The 16,371-nt window shown below is 74.5% G+C and carries 9 protein-coding genes; 4 read left to right on the top strand and 5 right to left on the bottom strand.

Going from position 1 to position 16,371, the window contains the following annotated elements; translation table 11 throughout:
* Window positions 1–51 precede the first annotated feature (51 nt).
* On the bottom strand, window positions 52–1,905 hold the full coding sequence (locus ACWGIS_RS06465; RefSeq protein WP_453361263.1) for a glycoside hydrolase family 3 protein: 1,854 nt from the start codon (window positions 1,903–1,905) through the stop codon (window positions 52–54).
* A gap of 389 nt (window positions 1,906–2,294) precedes the next feature.
* On the opposite strand from ACWGIS_RS06465, the gene ACWGIS_RS06460 reads away from it, so the two are divergent.
* Window positions 2,295–4,328, top strand: a complete 2,034-nt coding sequence (locus ACWGIS_RS06460) for a cell wall-binding repeat-containing protein (RefSeq protein ID WP_453361262.1) — start codon at window positions 2,295–2,297, stop codon at window positions 4,326–4,328.
* Between the two features lie 324 nt (window positions 4,329–4,652).
* Here the strand turns inward: ACWGIS_RS06460 and ACWGIS_RS06455 are convergent, their stop codons facing one another.
* On the bottom strand, window positions 4,653–5,453 hold the full coding sequence (locus ACWGIS_RS06455) for a sugar phosphate isomerase/epimerase family protein (protein WP_453361261.1): 801 nt from the start codon (window positions 5,451–5,453) through the stop codon (window positions 4,653–4,655).
* Between the two features lie 893 nt (window positions 5,454–6,346).
* Window positions 6,347–7,423: a LacI family DNA-binding transcriptional regulator gene (locus tag ACWGIS_RS06450; RefSeq protein ID WP_453361260.1), complete on the bottom strand. Its 1,077-nt coding sequence runs from the start codon at window positions 7,421–7,423 to the stop codon at window positions 6,347–6,349.
* A 235-nt stretch (window positions 7,424–7,658) separates the two neighbouring features.
* Here ACWGIS_RS06450 and ACWGIS_RS06445 point away from each other — a divergent pair, with 235 nt between their 5' ends.
* The 3 genes from ACWGIS_RS06445 to ACWGIS_RS06435 are packed head-to-tail and all read left to right on the top strand — an operon-like array spanning window position 7,659 to window position 10,791.
* Window positions 7,659–8,810, top strand: coding sequence for a Gfo/Idh/MocA family protein (locus ACWGIS_RS06445; protein WP_453361259.1), 1,152 nt, complete (start codon window positions 7,659–7,661; stop codon window positions 8,808–8,810).
* Entirely contained in the window at window positions 8,807–9,958 is a 1,152-nt protein-coding gene (locus tag ACWGIS_RS06440; RefSeq protein ID WP_453361258.1) for a dihydrodipicolinate synthase family protein, read from the top strand. The genes ACWGIS_RS06445 and ACWGIS_RS06440 overlap by 4 nt, the downstream gene beginning before the upstream one ends.
* Window positions 9,955–10,791, top strand: coding sequence for a sugar phosphate isomerase/epimerase family protein (locus ACWGIS_RS06435; protein ID WP_453361257.1), 837 nt, complete (start codon window positions 9,955–9,957; stop codon window positions 10,789–10,791). Before ACWGIS_RS06440 ends, ACWGIS_RS06435 begins: the two co-directional genes overlap by 4 nt.
* Window positions 10,792–10,825: 34 nt before the next feature.
* Here ACWGIS_RS06435 and ACWGIS_RS06430 read toward each other — a convergent pair whose 3' ends face one another.
* Both ACWGIS_RS06430 and eccCa read right to left on the bottom strand, forming a co-directional pair.
* A complete protein-coding gene (locus ACWGIS_RS06430; protein ID WP_453361256.1) occupies window positions 10,826–12,334 on the bottom strand; it encodes a DUF6177 family protein in 1,509 nt (502 codons plus the stop codon).
* Window positions 12,331–16,320 carry a type VII secretion protein EccCa gene (gene eccCa / locus ACWGIS_RS06425; RefSeq protein WP_453361255.1) on the bottom strand — a complete coding sequence of 1,330 codons (3,990 nt, stop codon included), beginning with the start codon at window positions 16,318–16,320 and terminating at the stop codon, window positions 12,331–12,333. The genes ACWGIS_RS06430 and eccCa overlap by 4 nt, the downstream gene beginning before the upstream one ends.
* Window positions 16,321–16,371 lie beyond the last annotated feature (51 nt).

Genomic DNA, 16,371 nt, shown 5'->3' with positions numbered 1-16,371 from the left:
CGCCGCCCCCGCCCGGTCGCCACCGGGCGGGCGCGGACGACGGTGCGGGGGCTAGTAGGACAGCCCGTACCCGACGGGGTAGAGCACCTGGGCCGGATCGTCCGCCCGCTGCACGGGCACCGGCAGCTTCCCGGTCGGGGACACCGCCCCCGCGATCACCCGTGCCGCCGCGCGCAGTTCGACGTCCGTCCAGGAGTACGCGGCCAGATACGCGCCGACTCCCGGCAGCCGGGCCACGTCGTACGGGTTGCGGATGGCCACGGCGACCACCGGGACGCCCGTCGCGATCAGCCGTTCCACCAGAGTGCGCTGGGCGCCGGCCGCCGTCACGTTGTACGTGCCGACCACCACGGCGTCCGCGCCGCCGGCCGCCGCCACCGCCTTGTCGATGGTCGCCTGCGAGGGCGCCGTACCGGTGGACAGGGCGGTCGCCGAGAAGCCGAGCCCGGTGAGCGCGGCGGCGAGCACCGTCGTCGGGGGCCCGTCGGAGCCGGAGGGCGAGGCCGGGTCGGCGCCCACCACGAGCACGTTCCGGTGCGTCCGCCGGGACAGCGGAAGCAGGCCGTCCTTGTTGACCAGCAGGGTCGTCGTGCGGTCCGCGATCCGGTCGGCCGTCCTCAGGTGCGCCGGGGTGCCCACCGTGCGCTCGACGGCGCTGTCCGGGACGTAGGCGTCCTTCAGGAGCCCGAGCTTCGCCTTGAGGCGCAGGATGCGCAGGATCGACTCGTCCAGCCGGGCCTCGGTCAGCTCGCCGCCCCGGACCGCCGTGAGCACCGCGTTCCACGCGACGTCCAGCGACGGCGGGTTGAGCAGCTGGTCGACGCCCGCCTTCAGCGCCAGCACCGGCACGCGGTCGTCGCCGTACTTCGTGCGGACGCCCTCCATGCCGAGCGAGTCCGTCACCACCACGCCGTCGTAGCCGAGTTCACCGCGCAGGATGCCGGTGAGGATCGGGTGCGAGAGGGTGGCCGGGTCACCGGCCGGGTCGAGCGCCGGCACCATGATGTGCGCGGTCATGATGGAGTCGATGCCGGCCCGGATCGCCGCCCGGAACGGCACGGCGTCCAGCTCGGACCACAGCTCCCGGCTGTGCCCGATGACCGGGAAGCCGGTGTGGCTGTCGACGGCCGTGTCGCCGTGCCCCGGGAAGTGCTTGGACGTCGCGGCGACCCCGGCGCTCTGATAGCCCTTCACCTGCGCCGCCACCATCCCGGCGACCGCCTCGGGGTCGGCCCCGAAGGACCGTACGCCGATGACCGGGTTGGCCGGGTTCACGTTCACGTCGGCGACCGGCGCGTAGTCCTGGCGGATGCCGAGCGCGCGCAGTTCGGCGCCGGCGATGCGGCCGGCCGTGCGGACGTCCTCCCGCGAGCCTCCGGCGCCCAGGGCCATCGCGCCGGGGAAGAGCGTCGCGGGCTTGCCCACCCGAGCCACTATCCCGTGCTCCTGGTCCGTCGAGATGAGGACCGGCAGGCCGCGGGGCAGGCCCAGGGACGCCTTCTGGATGCCGTCCGACAGGTCCGCGATCTGCTGCGGGCTGCGGGTGTTGTGCGCCCAGGCGAAGTAGATGATGCCGCCGACGCGGTACTTGGCGACCAGCTCCGCGGCCGTCCTGACGCCGATCTCCTTGAGGTTGGCGTCGATGTCCGCCTGGTCGGGCGCGGTGGCCGAGTGGCCGTACACCCGCATCACGAAGAGCTGGCCGACCTTCTCCTCCAGCGTCATCCGCGAGATGAGCGCGCGCAGCTTCCGGTCGTCGTGCGGGGTGCCGTCGGCGGCGGCGTACGCGCCGCTCCCGGCGGCGAGGGCGGCGGTGACGCCCGCCGTTGCGGTGAGAACGGAACGTCTGGACGGTCTTGCGGTGCTTCCCGTGCCGGAGTCGCGCACGTGCGCCCCTTCCCTCATGAAGGAAACTTCCGAGGAATCACGAATATCCGGGAAGTTTCTTCCAGTCAAGGGTGTGCACAGTAACCGGGAAAGGGCCGTCACCGGCCCGGCCGGGGCGGGGCGCGCCGGTGACGGCACGCCGCCGGCCGAGGCGGCGGAAGGGCGGCCGGGTGATCGCCGCCGGTGCCGAGGGCCGGTGCCGCGCCGTCCGGGGCGCCTGTCCGGGGCGCCTCCCGGGGCGCCCGTCCGGGCGTGCGCGGCCGGGGCCCAAGTGGTGGTTGAAACCTGTTCCTTTTTGATCAGTCGTGCCGTTACAGTGACGCAGCTGTCGTGGAGGAACGTGAGGTTGCCGTTCCGCGCCCAAGGGGTGAACGACAGCTCTCTTTCATCACCTTTTGTGGGGGCACATGAAGATCCGAAGACGCCGCGTGCTCGCGGCGCTGGGCACCGCCGTCGCCGTGGCCGCCGGTATGGCCACCGCGCCGGGCGCCGCCGCGGCGGACCCCGTCACCTGGCAGGCCGCGGACGGCACGCTGATGTTCCTCAACGGCGCGCGCAACGTCCTCCAGACGAACCAGCCCGGCACCGGCACGTACACCGACTTCGTCGCCGACGCCAAGCAGCCGTCCTGGTCGCCCGACGGCAGCCGCGTCGCGTACGTGCGGAACAACCGGGTCGAGACCCGGCGCTACACCGGCTCCACCCTGGTCAGGATCCAGGAGCAGGGCTCCATGACGTCGGTGGGCGACCCCACGTTCCTCTACAGCGGCAGCACAATCGTCTACTCCGGCGGCGGGCGCCTGCGCTACGCGCCCTCGGACGGCTCCCGCTACGCCCAGCCGCTGTTCTCCACCGCGGAGGACGGCTGCGACCGCAAGCCGAGCGCGGCCGCCAACGGTCTGATCGCCTTCGTCCGCACCGGCGACACCTGCGGCTCGCCGACCGGTTCGGCGATCTGGCTCTACGACGACACCACCGGCGGCTTCACCAAGCTGGCCGACAGCGGCGACGACCCCGCGATCTCCCCCGACGGCACCCAGGTCGCCTTCGTCCGGGAGTCGGGCGGCGGCAGCCGGCTCTTCGTCGTGAACGTCGACGGCACGGGGGAGCGCCAGCTCACCTTCGACGACGCCGCGTACGCCCCCGCGTGGGCGCCCACCGGCACGCGGATCGTCGTCACGAACGGCAACGACGAGGACGTCGCGATCCCCCGTCTCGTGGACGTCGCCACCGGTGACGTCACCACGATGGCCCTGCCCCCGGGCACCTCGTCCGTCCTCGACCCGGCGTGGCAGCCGCTGCGCGGACAGAGCGTCGGCCGGGTCTGGGGCGCGGACTCCTCCGCCACCAACGTGGCCGCGTCCCGCTGGACCTGGAACACGGTCGGCCAGAGCGAACCGGGTCTCCTCGACGCCAGGTCGGCCGTGCTGATCAGCAAGGACAGCCCGTCCTACGCGCTGACCGGCCAGAGCCTCGCCGGGCAGAAGCAGGGTCCCCTGCTGATGACCTCCGAGACCTCGCTGTCGACCGCCGTGCAGACCGAGCTGAAGCGCACGCTGAAGCCCGGCGCGACGGTCTACCTGGTCGGCGGCACGGACATCCTCTCCAGCACCGTCGCGAGCAAGGTCGGCTCGCTCGGCTTCACGCCGAAGCGGCTGTCGGGAACCTCGCGCTACTCGACGTCCGTGGCGGTCGCCAAGGCCGTCACCGGCGCCCCGCAGTACGTGTTCCTCGCGACCGGCACGGACTACCACTCCGCGATGGCGGCCTCCGCGGCGGCCGGTGCCCTCGGGTACGGCGGCAAGGGCACGGTCGTCCTCAACGACGGCAACTCGCTGTCGTCGTCGGTGAAGTCGTACCTGAACTCGCTCGACCCCGACCAGACCGTGGTCATCCCCGTCGGCGCCTCGGCGAAGTACGCGCTCACGCACACGTACCTCTCCAACTGGCCCGACACCTGGTCGTACTACCCGATCAGCGGCAGCGGCCACGACGGGACCTCCGCCGAGCTCGCCCGGTTCTGGTGGACCTCGCCCTCCGCGGTGGGCCTCGCCTGGTCGGACAGCTGGCGCGGAGGCGTCTCCGCGAGCACCGGCATGCTCGACTTCGGGCCCGTCCTGTGGACCGACGAGACGACGCTGACGGACGCCGACGCGACGTACCTGCGCGAGCAGGCGGCCGCGGTCAACACCGTCGTCGCCTTCGGCGGGACGGGCTCGGTCTCGGCGTCCGAGCTGACCGCGGCGGGCTCCGCGATCAGCGCGGGCAGCTCCCTCGTGACGTACCGGCCGTACTACGACGGGCTCATCCCGCAGGCGGCCGCGCAGAAGTCGGCGCTGTCGGCGCCGGGTGCCGGGAGCGGGACCGACGCGGTCGCGCCCCGAGGGACGGGCGGGGCGCCGCTGCCCGACCTGGACTCGGTGCGGACGACCAACAAGTAGCGGAGGCGCACCGGGCGGTGGGGACGGGCGGCGACGGCGGTCGCCGTTCCCGTCCCCGGTCCGCCCGGTCCGCCTCGACACCGGCCCCCGGGTGCGCGTTCCGCACCCGGGGGCCGGTGTGTTTGTCCGGGGCGGGTGTCGGTGTGTTTGTTCGGGAGCGGGTGTCGGTGTGCTGTAGGTCGTTGGGTGCGGGTGCGGGTGCGGGTGCGGGTGCGGGTGCGGGTGCGGGTGCGGGTGTGTGGGTGTGTGGGTGTGCGGCCGGGCGGGTGGGGGCCCGCTGTGGGCGTGGGGACGGGGTGCTGGGGTCGGGGCCGCGTCCTTTCGTCAGGCCGAGTCGTTCAGCAGGCGGGCCAGGTGGTCGCGGCCCGGGGCCAGCAGCGGTTCCAGCGGCTCGGCGGACTCGTACCACCGCTTCTCGTACTCCCAGCAGAGCCAGCCGTCCCAGCCCTCGCGGGAGAGCAGCTCCACGCACTCCGTGAGCGGCAGGACCCCGGTGCCCAGCAGCAGCGGGGTCGTGTCCTCGGGCGAGGCGATGTCCTTCACCTGGACGTAGCCCAGGTGCGGGGACAGGGCGGCGTACGTGGCGGACGGCTGCTCGCCGCCCAGCCAGGTGTGCATGACGTCCCAGAGGGCGCCGACCCGGCGGTGCCCCACCGGACCCAGGACGCGGACGGCGTCGGCGCCGGTGCGATGGGAGTCGTGCGTCTCCAGCAGGATGCTTACGCCGAGGTCCGCCGCGTACTGCGCCGCGGTGCCGAGGCGCCGGGCCGCCGTCGCGTCGGCCTCCTCCGGGCTCTGGTCCTCACCGGCGCCCGGGAAGACGCGGACGAAGGGGGCGCCGACGTCCCTGGCCAGCTCCAGGAGGCCGCGGATCTCACGCAGGACGGGGGTGTCGTCGCCGGGTGCCGCCACGCGGGCGTAACCGGCGATGCCGAGGATCTCGACGCCCGCCGACCGGAACTCGGCGGCCACGTCGGCGCGTTCGGCGAGGCCGAGGCCGGGGTGGACCGGTTCCTCGGGGTGCGCCCGCAGCTCGACGCCGTGGTAGCCGTGCGTCGCGGCGAGCCGTACCACGTCGGGGACGGGAAGTCCGGGGACGCCAAGGGTGGAGAAGGCCAGTTTCACGTTGCACACCTCGCTACGGAGCCCCGGGCACGCGGCCCGGCCGGGGGTCCGGTGCCCCCGGGACAGCAGAGCACGCGCGGAACCCTACCCGCAGCACGGACGCGCACGGGGGGTGTGGTGGGCGCTGTCGCGGTGAGGGCGCGGTGTCCTCGGGTGGGCGTCGGGGCGCTGTCCTGTGCGGTGTCCTGCGGTGGGCGTCGGGCGCTTTCGGTCCGGTGGGTGGGTCGGGGCCGTGCCGGTACATCCGGCCGTCGGTAGGTGGTGTCGGCGTCCGTCACCAGCGTTCCTCGGTTGCGTAGGTCCCGTGCCCGACGGCCATCTGATGTACCGGCACGGCCCCTACCGCCGGATGGCGGCTGCGGGCCGTCGTCGCCCGCGGTCCAGGCAGGCGTCCCGCCGCAGACAGCGCCCACCCGCTCGGGGCGGCGGTCCGTCCGCTCCGGTGCGGGCAGGCGTCGGCGAGGGGGCGGCGCTCGTCTGACAGGCGGAGCTGCTGCCAAGCTGCGGGCAATCGTGCCGCCAGGGGCGGCACGGGTGGGCGCAGGCGGCACCCCACAGGCGCCGGGCTCGCCGTCCCACCTGTACGTCAACCCAAGTACCGGGTGCTGATGCCGGCGAGGGGAGTGGGCCCGCCCGGACGGTGCCCACCCGGACGGTGCTCCGATGGCGCCGGGTTCGCCGGCCCGCCTCGACGCGGGCGCGAGCACCGGGTGCTGACGCCGGCGAGGGGGAGTGGGCCCGCCCGGGCGGTGCCCCGTTGGCGTCGGGATCGCCGACCCCGGCTGTGGCACCGGCCGCTGATGCCGGCAACGCACACGGCGTCCCGTGGCCCTCGGGGAGAGCGGCGCCCGGCGAGGGGTACGAACCCGGCCGGGGTCGGCGTACCGCCGGTGTCAGCTCCGCGGGGCGCCCGTGGAGCCGCGGACCATCAACTCCCCGCGCACCGTGGCGATCCCCCCGGGCGGCGCGTCCTCCCGGCCCATGGCGATCCGCCCCGCCCGCGCCCCCGCCTCGGACAGAGGCAACCGCACGGTGGTGAGCGCCGGCACCACGTCGATGCTGAAGGGCAGGTCGTCGAACCCGGCGACGGACACGTCCCGCGGAATCCGCAGGCCGGAGTCGCGCAGCGCCGCGCACGCCCCCAGCGCGACGGTGTCGTTGGCGGCGACGACGGCGGTCAACGACGGTTCGCGGCGCAGGAGTTCGAGTGTCGCCTCGTATCCGGCCCGCCGGTCGTACCGGCCGTGCACGATGCGCCGGGGGTCGTCCTCGATCCCGTGCGCGGCGAGCGCGGCCTGGTGCCCCTCCAGTCGGTGCCGGGTCGTCGTCCGCTCCTCGGGTCCCGCGATGTACCCCATGCGCCGGTGCCCGAGCCCGATCAGATGCTCCGTCAGTCGCTGCCCGCCCCCGCGGTTGTCGAAGGTGAGCGCGATCGCCCCGGTGTCCTCGGGCGCGGGCGGCCGTCCGCAGAGGACGATCCGGGTCCCCGCCTCGGCCAGCCTGCGCAGCTTCGCCGCGACCGCCGCCCCGTGCCGCGCGTCCTCGACGGCGCCGCCGGTCAGGACCACCGCGGCGGCCCGCTGGCGCTGGAGCAGCGTCAGGTAGGTCAGCTCACGCTCGGGGTCGCCGCCCGTGTTGCAGACGACGGCGAGACGCTCGCCGCCCGCGCGGCCCCCGCCGAGGACCCCGGAGGAGTGCCCGGGGGGCCCGCCGATCTCCGCCTGGACGGCGCTCGCCATGATCCCGAAGAAGGGGTCGGCGATGTCGTTCACGAGGATGCCGACCAGGTCGGACGTGGCGGCGGCCAGCGAACTCGCGGGCCCGTTCAGCACGTAGTCCAGCTCGTCCACGGCCCGCAGCACCCGCTCGCGCGTGGAGGCCGCCACCGGATAGTTCCCGTTCAGCACGCGCGACACGGTCGCGGGCGAGACCTGCGCGCGCGCCGCCACGTCCGCCAGGGTCACCGTCATTCGTCGTTCCTCCGGTCGCGCGTCTCTCGGTCGGTCCCGGGGACCCGGCCGGCCGTGCGTATGCCCTGCCCCCGCCGCGTGACCGTACCGCCTGTCCGCGCCCCCGGACATCTCGCGGCCCCCGCGGTCTTGTCCGATTGACGCCGCAGCGGCTAGCGTCTCTGCCATAGAAAGCGCTTGCTGCCACGCTCACCTGTGGGCGTACGCGGCGCCGGACGCGTACGGAGGGAATGACGTGACACGCAAGACGGTGCGGATCGCCATGAACGGCGTGACGGGGCGCATGGGGTACCGCCAGCACCTCGTCCGCTCGATCCTCGCCCTGCGCGAGCAGGGCGGACTCGACCTCGGCGACGGCACCGTGCTGTGGCCCGAGCCGGTGCTCCTCGGGCGCCGCGAGCACGCCCTGAAGGCCCTCGCGGAACGGCACGGCCTGGAGCACTGGTCGACGGACCTGGACGCCGTGCTCGCCGACCCGTCCGTCGACATCTACTTCGACGCGCAGGTCACCTCCGCCCGCGAGGAGGCCATCCGCAAGGCCGTCGCCGCCGGCAAGCACGTCTACACGGAGAAGCCGACCGCCACCGGCCTCGACGGCGCCCTCGAACTGGCCCGGCTGGCCGCCGAGAAGGGAATCAGGCACGGCGTCGTGCAGGACAAGCTGTTCCTGCCGGGCCTGCTCAAGCTGAAGCGGCTCATCGACGGCGGCTTCTTCGGCCGCGTCCTGTCGGTGCGCGGCGAGTTCGGCTACTGGGTCTTCGAGGGCGACTGGCAGTCCGCCCAGCGCCCGTCCTGGAACTACCGCGCCGAGGACGGCGGCGGCATCGTCGTCGACATGTTCCCGCACTGGGAGTACGTGCTGCACGAGCTGTTCGGCCGGGTCACCTCCGTCCAGGCGCTCACCGCCACCCACGTCCCGCAGCGCTGGGACGAGCAGGGCAAGCCGTACGACGCCACCGCCGACGACGCCGCGTACGGCGTCTTCGAGCTGGAGGGCGGCGTCGTCGCGCAGATCAACTCCTCCTGGGCGGTGCGCGTCAACCGGGACGAGCTCGTCGAGTTCCAGGTCGACGGCACCGAGGGTTCGGCCGTCGCGGGCCTGCGCAACTGCCGTGTCCAGCACCGGGCCTCGACGCCGAAGCCGGTCTGGAACCCGGACATCCCGGCGACGTACTCCTTCCGCGACCAGTGGCAGGAGGTCCCGGACAACGACGAGTTCGACAACGGCTTCAAGGCGCAGTGGGAGCTGTTCCTGCGGCACGTCTACGCGGACGCGCCGTACCACTGGGACCTGCTGGCCGGCGCCCGCGGCGTCCAGCTCGCCGAACTGGGCCTGCGCTCCTCCGCCGAGGGCCGCCGTCTCGACGTGCCGGAGATCTCGCTGTGACCCTCCGACTGCCGCGCCCAGGCGGGGAGTTGGTCACCTACACCCCGCGCTCCGAGCCGCTCGCCCTCTCGTCCGGCGGCCCCCTCACCTCCCGTACGGTCTTCTCCGCCGCGCACGTCGTGGCCGACCCGTACGCCGACACGAGCCCCGACTCCCCGGCCGCCGTCGACTGGGACGCGACCCTCGCCTTCCGCCGCCATCTGTGGGCGCGGGGCCTCGGGGTCGCCGAGGCGATGGACACCGCGCAGCGCGGGATGGGCCTGGACTGGCCCACGGCCGCCGAGCTGATCCGGCGCTCCGCCGCCGAGGCGAAGGCGGTCGGCGGCCGCATCGCCTGCGGGGCGGGCACCGACCAGATCGCCGCCGGCTCGCTGGACGAGGTGCGGGCGGCCTACGAGGAGCAGCTCGCGCTCGTGGAGGGGACGGGCGCACAGGCGATCCTCATGGCGTCCCGGGCGCTGGCCGCGGCGGCGGAGGGCCCCGAGGACTACCTCGCGGTCTACGGCCATCTCCTGCGCCAGTCCGCCGAGCCCGTGATCCTGCACTGGCTCGGCCCGATGTTCGACCCGGCGCTGGAGGGCTACTGGGGCTCCGCGGACCTCGACGCCGCGACCGAGACCTTCCTCGACGTCATCGCCGCGCACCCCGACAAGGTCGACGGCGTCAAGGTCTCCCTCCTGGACGCCCGGCGGGAGGTCGAGCTGCGCCGCAGGCTCCCGCGGGGCGTGCGCTGCTACACCGGCGACGACTTCCACTACCCCGAGCTGATCGAGGGCGACGAACAGGGCTTCAGCCACGCCCTGCTCGGCATCTTCGACCCGCTCGCACCGCTCGCCGCCGAGGCGGTGCGCGTCCTGGACACCGGTGACACCAAGGGTTTCCGCGAACTCCTGGACCCCACGGTCGAGTTGTCCCGGCACCTGTTCCAGGCGCCGACCCGCTTCTACAAGACCGGGGTCGTCCTCCTCGCCTGGCTCGCGGGCCACCAGTCGCACTTCACCATGGTGGGCGGCCTCCAGTCGGCGCGCTCCCTGCCGCACCTGGCGCGCGCCTACGAACTCGCCGACGGACTCGGCCTGTTCCCCGACCCGGAGCTGGCCCGGTCCCGTATGGAACACCTGCTCGCCCTGCACGGAGTCGCCCAGTGAGCACCGCTGATCTCTCCCGTTTCTCGATCAACCAGATGACGGTCAGGCAGCTGTCGCTGCCCGACCTCGTGGACGCGTGCGCACAGCTCGGCGTGCCCGGCGTCGGTCTGTGGCGCGAGCCCGTCCAGGCGTACGGGGTCGAGGCGGCGGCGAAGCTGGTGCGCGACGCGGGACTCACCGTGACCACGCTGTGCCGCGGCGGCTTCCTCACGGCGACCGGAGCGGACGAGCGGGCCCGGTCCCTGGACGACAACAGGACGGCGATCGACGAGGCGGCGGCCCTCGGCACGGACACGCTCGTGCTCGTCTCCGGCGGCCTGCCCGCGGGCTCCAGGGACCTGCGCGGCGCCCGCGAGCGGATCGCCGACGCCCTCGCGGAGCTGGGCCCGTACGCCGCCGAGCGGGGTGTGCGGCTGGCGATCGAGCCGCTGCACCCCATGTTCGCCGCCGACCGCTGCGTCGTCTCCACCCTCGCCCAGGCCCTGTCCCTCGCGGAGCGCTTCCCGGCGGACCAGGTGGGCGTCACGGTGGACACCTACCACCTGTGGTGGGACGACACCGCGCCCGCCCAGGTCGCCCGGGCCGGCGCGGGCGGCCGCATCCACACCTTCCAGCTCGCCGACTGGGTCACCCCGCTGCCCGAGGGCGTCCTCAACGGGCGCGGGCAGCTCGGTGACGGCGCCGTCGACCTGCGCGAGTGGCGCGGGTACGTGGAGGCGGCGGGCTACCGCGGCCCCATCGAGGTCGAGCTGTTCAACGAGGGGCTGTGGGCGCGGGACGGCCGCGAGGTGCTCGCGGAGACGGCGGCGCGGTTCGCGGCGCACGCCATGTGAGCGGGGCGGCCGGTGACCGCTCACCGGCCGCCCGTCAGCCCCGCTTCAGGTGCCGGGTGAGGTGCTGGAGCGTCGTCCACGACTGCGGGTCCGTCCCGTCGCCCAGCGGATAGTGCAGCGCGGGCCGGGCCGCGGCACCCAGCCGGACCGGCTGGAGCGCGACGGGCGGGCGGCCGGCGTGGTCGAGACCGACGGCGCGCACGTCGTCCGGGCCGAGCGTGAACGCGAACGGCACGGGCGGGGCCTCCAGTCGCGGCGGCGTCATCAGGTCCCGGCTCGCCCGGCGCACCGAGACGAGCATCGTGACCAGGCCGTGCTCGCCGACGAGGGTCCCGGCGAGGCCCTGGACGGCGTCCAGCGGCAGCTCCTCGTCCGCGCCGTAGCCGAGCGTCAGGTGCACGTCCTCCTCCACCCCCGCTCCGGTCCGCGTCACCCGGAGTGTCCCGACCGCAGGGCGGTCCGGGGAGCCCACGCCGACCAGGTGCGTGGCCTGCGGAGCGCGCTCCTGCGCCAGGTCCGTCAACTGCCGCGTGGACCACGGCAGGTTGACCGGTTCCGCCGTGCCCCAGCCGGCCGGCGGGGCGCCGGTCAGCGTCCGCCACGCCGTCTCCAGCGCCCCGCCCAGGAGCAGGTTCGGGTCGGCCGCGTGCCGCGTGCGGAACGCGACGTGGAGCTGCCGCCCGGCCGAGGGGCCGGCCGGCGAGAAGGCCTTGGCCACCGTCGACCTCCCGTCGGCCGTCAGGGCGGGCGTGAAGGTGCCGTCCTGCCAGCGCAGCACGGCCCCGGACAGCCCGTCGTAGTACCCGCAGTCCGGGTCCTGGACGACCCAGCGGTTGGGCACCTGCGCCAGCGTGGTGCGGGCGGCCGGGCTCAGCCGCACGTCGGGCGGGGTGACGATCTGCAGGGCCCGGCGCGAACCGGACGCCTCGCGCAGGACCTCCGAGAGCCAGGAGGTCAGGGCGACCACCGGACGGTCGGCCAGGACCACGGCGGTGCTGTCGGTGAGCACGTCCACTGCGGGCAGCCCCACCGCCGCGCGCGCCGTCACCTCTCCGTCCCCGTCCGGCGCACCGCCGGCGTCCGCATCCTCCCGGGGCTTTCCGTCCGCGCCCTCCCGGGGCTTTCCGTCCGCGCCGGGCCCGGTCTCCGGCGCCGGTACGGCGGAGGTGTCCACGACCTCGGTGCGCGCCGCCCCCGCGGGCCAGGTCACGCCGCCCAGCAGGGCGTTGAGGCGCCCGCAGACCGAGGCGGCGAGCCGTTCGGCCTCCGGGACCGCCGTCGCGGCGCGGGCCTCGGTCCACCAGAACGGCAGCGGCACGCCGTCGGCCGACGGGCCGAGCAGGCGCCGCGCCTCCCCGGGCACCTGGACGAGCACCGGCGCCTCGACGGAGACGAGCGGGCGGCCCCCGGGACCGTGCAGCTGCACGACCGCGCCGTCGGCCGCCGCGGACACCCCGAGGTCGGGGCCGCCCGCGTACAGGCCGGTCAGCAGGTCCCAGATGTCGGGCATCTTCGGGGTGAGGGCGATGACGTCCTTGGTCACGGGCGGTCTGCTTCCTCGGTGTCGGAGAGGGCGGTCTGGACGAGCTGGTGCCGGCGGCCGCGGCGGACGATCGTGCCGCGTCCCGGCGGCTGCGGGGAGGCGTACAGGCCGGGGAAGAGCTGTCCCTCGGTCCGGTCGCCGGTCATCACGAGCGCCGCGGTGCCGGTCTCGCGCAGCGTCGTCAGCAGCGGTTCGTACAGCGCGCGGGAGGACCCGGCGACGCGGCGGGCGATGACGAAGTGCAGCCCGATGTCCTGCGCGGAGGAGACGTAGGGCAGGAAGGGGTTCAGCGGTTGCTGCCCCGCGGTCGTCAGGATGTCGTAGTCGTCGACCAGGATCACGATCCGCGGCCCGCTGAAGGCGGGCTCCGTGCCGAGCGTGTCCGGGTCCGCGCTCTCCGGCAGCCGCTTCTCCAGCTCGGCCGCGATCCCGGAGGCCAGCGCGGCGGACAGCTTCGCGTTGTGCGCGTAGCCGCCGCGGTACGCCTCCGGGATCACCCCGCGCAGCCCGCGGCGCGGGTCGAAGACCCCGAACACCAGCTCCTCGTCGCTGTACCGCTCGACGAGCTGCCCGGCGATCAGCTTCAGCAGGTTGGTCTTGCCGCACTCGTTGTCGCCGAGGACCAGCAGGTGCTGGTCGCTCCCGAACAGGTCGAGGAGGGCCGGCGCCAGCGCGTCCTGGTCGACGCCGATCGGCACCCGCCGCGGCTCGGCGGCCACGGAGAGCAGCTGCGCCGCCGGCATCCGGGTCGGCAGCACCCGTACGGGCGGCGCCACGTCCCCGTGCCAGGTGGCCCGGATGGTGCGCGCGGCCTCCTCCAGCGCGGGGCCGATGTCGTCCGTGGACGGCGAGCCGTCGATGCGCGGCAGCGCGACCTGCGCGAACAGCTTCCCGTCGGTGAGGACCCGGCCCGGGGTGTCCGCGGACAGCGTCTCGGACAGCTTGCGGTCGACGGAGGAGTCGGCCGGGTCGTTGAGCCGCAGCTCCACGCGCGTGCCGAACATGGACTGGGTCGCGATCCGCACGTCGTTCCAGCGGAGCATGCCGGCGACCACGTGGATGCCGTAGCCGCCGCCGCGCTTGAGCAGGTCGGTCACCGAGTCGTCGAGGTCGGCGAACTCGTCGCGCAGCGCCCCGAACCCGTCGACGAGCAGGACGACGTCGGTCGAGCCGAGCTCCGTCAGCCGCCCTTGCGCGCGCAGCCGGCGCAGCTGCTCCACGGAGTCGATGCCGTGCTCGCGGAAGAGGTCCTCGCGGGCGGCCAGCATCGCGCGCACCTCGGCGACGGTCCGCGCGGCCCGCTCGTGGTCGGCGCGGCCCGCGATCCCGCCGACGTGCGGCAGCCCGGCCAGCGCCGACAGACCGCCGCCGACCAGGTCGAGCCCGTACACGGCGACGTCGTACGGGGTGTGCGTGGTCGCCAGCGACAGGGCGAGGGTGCGCAGCAGCGTGGTCTTGCCGGACTGCGGACCGCCGATGACGGCGACGTGCCCGCCCGCGACCGTGAGGTCGAGCAGCCACTTGCCCTGCCACTGGCTGGCCGGGTCGTCCAGCACCCCGAGCGGCACGCGCATGGCCCCGGCCCGCCCGGCCGCCAGGTGCAGCCCGCGTCCGGTCACCTCGACGGGCCCCGCGGCGGCGTCCAGCGTGACGGCGTCCGGCAGCGGCGGCAGCCAGATCCGGCGCACTTGCGGCGCCGCGCCGGTGAGCTGGCCGACCATCACGGACATCACGGTCGGCCCGGTCTCCCGCTTGGTGGCCGCGGGTTCCGCGGCGCCCTCGGCGGGGGCCGCGTCCAGCGTGTTGAAGGCGGGGTAGGGCCAGGCGAGCGGCTCGTCGTCCTGCTGGTCGCGCAGCGCCGGACCGCGGTAGGCGCCGGACACGTACCCGGCCTTGAACCGCTCGTACAGCGAGGTGTCGACCTTGAGGTAACCGAAGCCGGGCAGCGGCGGCAGGTGGAAGGCGTCGGTGGTGTCGAGCACCGTCCGCGACTCGTCGGCGGAGAAGGTGCGCAGGCCCAGGCGGTACGACAGGTAGGTGTCCAGGCCCTTCAGCTTGCCGCCCTCGATGCGCTGGCTGGACAGCAGCAGGTGCACGCCGATGGAGCGGCCGATGCGGCCGATGGACAGGAACAGGTCGATGAAGTCCGGCTTGGCGGTGAGGAGTTCACCGAACTCGTCGATGACGACGAACAGGTGCGGCAGCGGTTCCAGGTCGGGGCGCCCGGCGGCGCGCAGGGCCGCGTAGTGCCCGATGTCGGCGACGTTCCCGGCGTCCTTCAGCACCTGCTGGCGGCGCTTGACCTCGCCCGCGAGGCTGGTGTGGACGCGCTCGACGAGCCCGGCCTGGTTCTCCAGGTTGGTGATCACCCCGGCCACGTGCGGGAGTTCGGTGAACGGCGCGAAGGTCGCGCCGCCCTTGTAGTCGACCAGGACCAGCGCCAGGTCCTCGGGGGCGTGGGTCGCGGTGAGCGCGAGGACCAGGGTGCGCAGCAGCTCGCTCTTGCCGGAACCGGTCGCGCCCACGCACAGCCCGTGCGGCCCCATGCCCAGCTCGGAGGACTCCTTCAGGTCGAGCAGCACCGGCTCGTGACGGTCCGTCAGGCCGATCGGCACGCGCAGGAACTCCCGCTCGCCCCGCGGCGCCCACAGCCGCTCCAGGTCCAGCGCGGCCGGGTCCTCGACGCCGAGCAGCCCCGGGAAGTCGACGGGCCCGGACACCGGGGTCCCCTCGGCCGCGGACTCCGCCGACAGCCGCAGCGGGGCGAGCAGCCGCGCCAGCCCCTCGGCGCCCGCGGGGCTCACCGCGTCCGCCGTGCCCTGCGCGACGGGGGACGGCTCCCGCAGGTCCTCCACGGTCACCAGGTCGCCGTCGACGCGGATGCGGACGCCGACCTGGTCCGGCTCGTGCACCTGCCGCTCCAGCAGGTGCAGCACGGTGACGCCCATGTCCCGCAGCTCCACGGCCGCGTCGGGCCGCGGCAGCTCGGCGGCCGTCGCGCCGTACTCGTCGCTCACCACCAGCAGCCGGCTCGTCAGCCGCAGCGCGTCGCGGCCGGACAGCCCGCGCCGCACCTCCGCCGCGTACGACGCACGCTGCCCCAGCTCGTGCCGGCACAGCGCGGCGAGCTGCGGCAGGCTCGGGGCGATCCGGCGGGCGGCCACCGGACCGTCCTGCTCCTGCGGATCCAGCACGTGGGGCAGCCACTTGGCCCACTCCCACTCGGCCAGCCGGTCGCCCGGCACACCGAGCGCCATCGCGACGTCGTCGGGCGCGTGCGTGACGGCGGCCTGGACGAGCAGCGCGCGGGCGACCCGCAGCACCCCCTCGCGGTCACCGACGATGCTGACGTTGCCCGCCCGGTCCAGCGGCACCGTCAGCGGGCAGTCACTGGCGACCGAGTACCGCGCCAGCAGCGCCCGCGCCTCGTTCAGCATGAACGGGTCCGGCGGGGTCATCACGCCGCCGGAGTCGGAGCCGATGGCCAGGTCCTGCACCGGCACGTCGCCGGTGCCCACCCGCACCCGCAGGAAGTCCGGGTCCTGACGGCGCCGCTCCCACAGCCGCGCCGGGTCCCGCACCAGGTCGTAGAGCGCCTCCGGGGGCGGGTTGAGGACCCGGGCGAGCTGCCGCCGCTCCCGCTCGGCCGCCCCGAAGTCCTCGCGCAGCTCCTCCAGGTACTCCAGGTACCGCTCGCGCTGGGCCCGCCGGGTGCGCTGCGCCTTGCCGCGCTGCGACAGGAACAGCCCGACCGCGCCGAGCAGCGCGATGACCAGCACCATCGCGCCGAGCGCCGCGAACTGGCTGTTGCGGATGACGGTCATCATGACGACCGAACCCATGACGCCGGCCATCGGCAGCAGCGCCGTCGCCGCGTTCCCCAGCTTGCCCTCGGGCAGGTTCGGCGGCGGCTCCACCGTGCGCGGCCCGGCGGGCGCGAGCGGCCGGGTGGAGCGGGCGGGCCGGTGTATCAGACTCTGGGTCACGGACGGACCCTTTCTCGTACGGCTCCTGTGGCGTGACGCGGCGCGGCGGTA

It is taken from the genome of Streptomyces sp. NPDC054842 (assembly GCF_053611025.1).
This window is presented reverse-complemented; position numbering and strand designations above follow the sequence as displayed.

What these genes read in the sequence shown, in the direction of transcription:
- ACWGIS_RS06460 (WP_453361262.1), top strand. Translation starts at nt 2,295, where the DNA reads ATGAAGATCCGAAGACGCCGCGTGCTCGCGGCGCTGGGCACCGCCGTC.
- ACWGIS_RS06450 (WP_453361260.1), bottom strand. Translation starts at nt 7,423, where the DNA reads ATGACGGTGACCCTGGCGGACGTGGCGGCGCGCGCGCAGGTCTCGCCC.
- ACWGIS_RS06465 (WP_453361263.1), bottom strand. Translation starts at nt 1,905, where the DNA reads ATGAGGGAAGGGGCGCACGTGCGCGACTCCGGCACGGGAAGCACCGCA.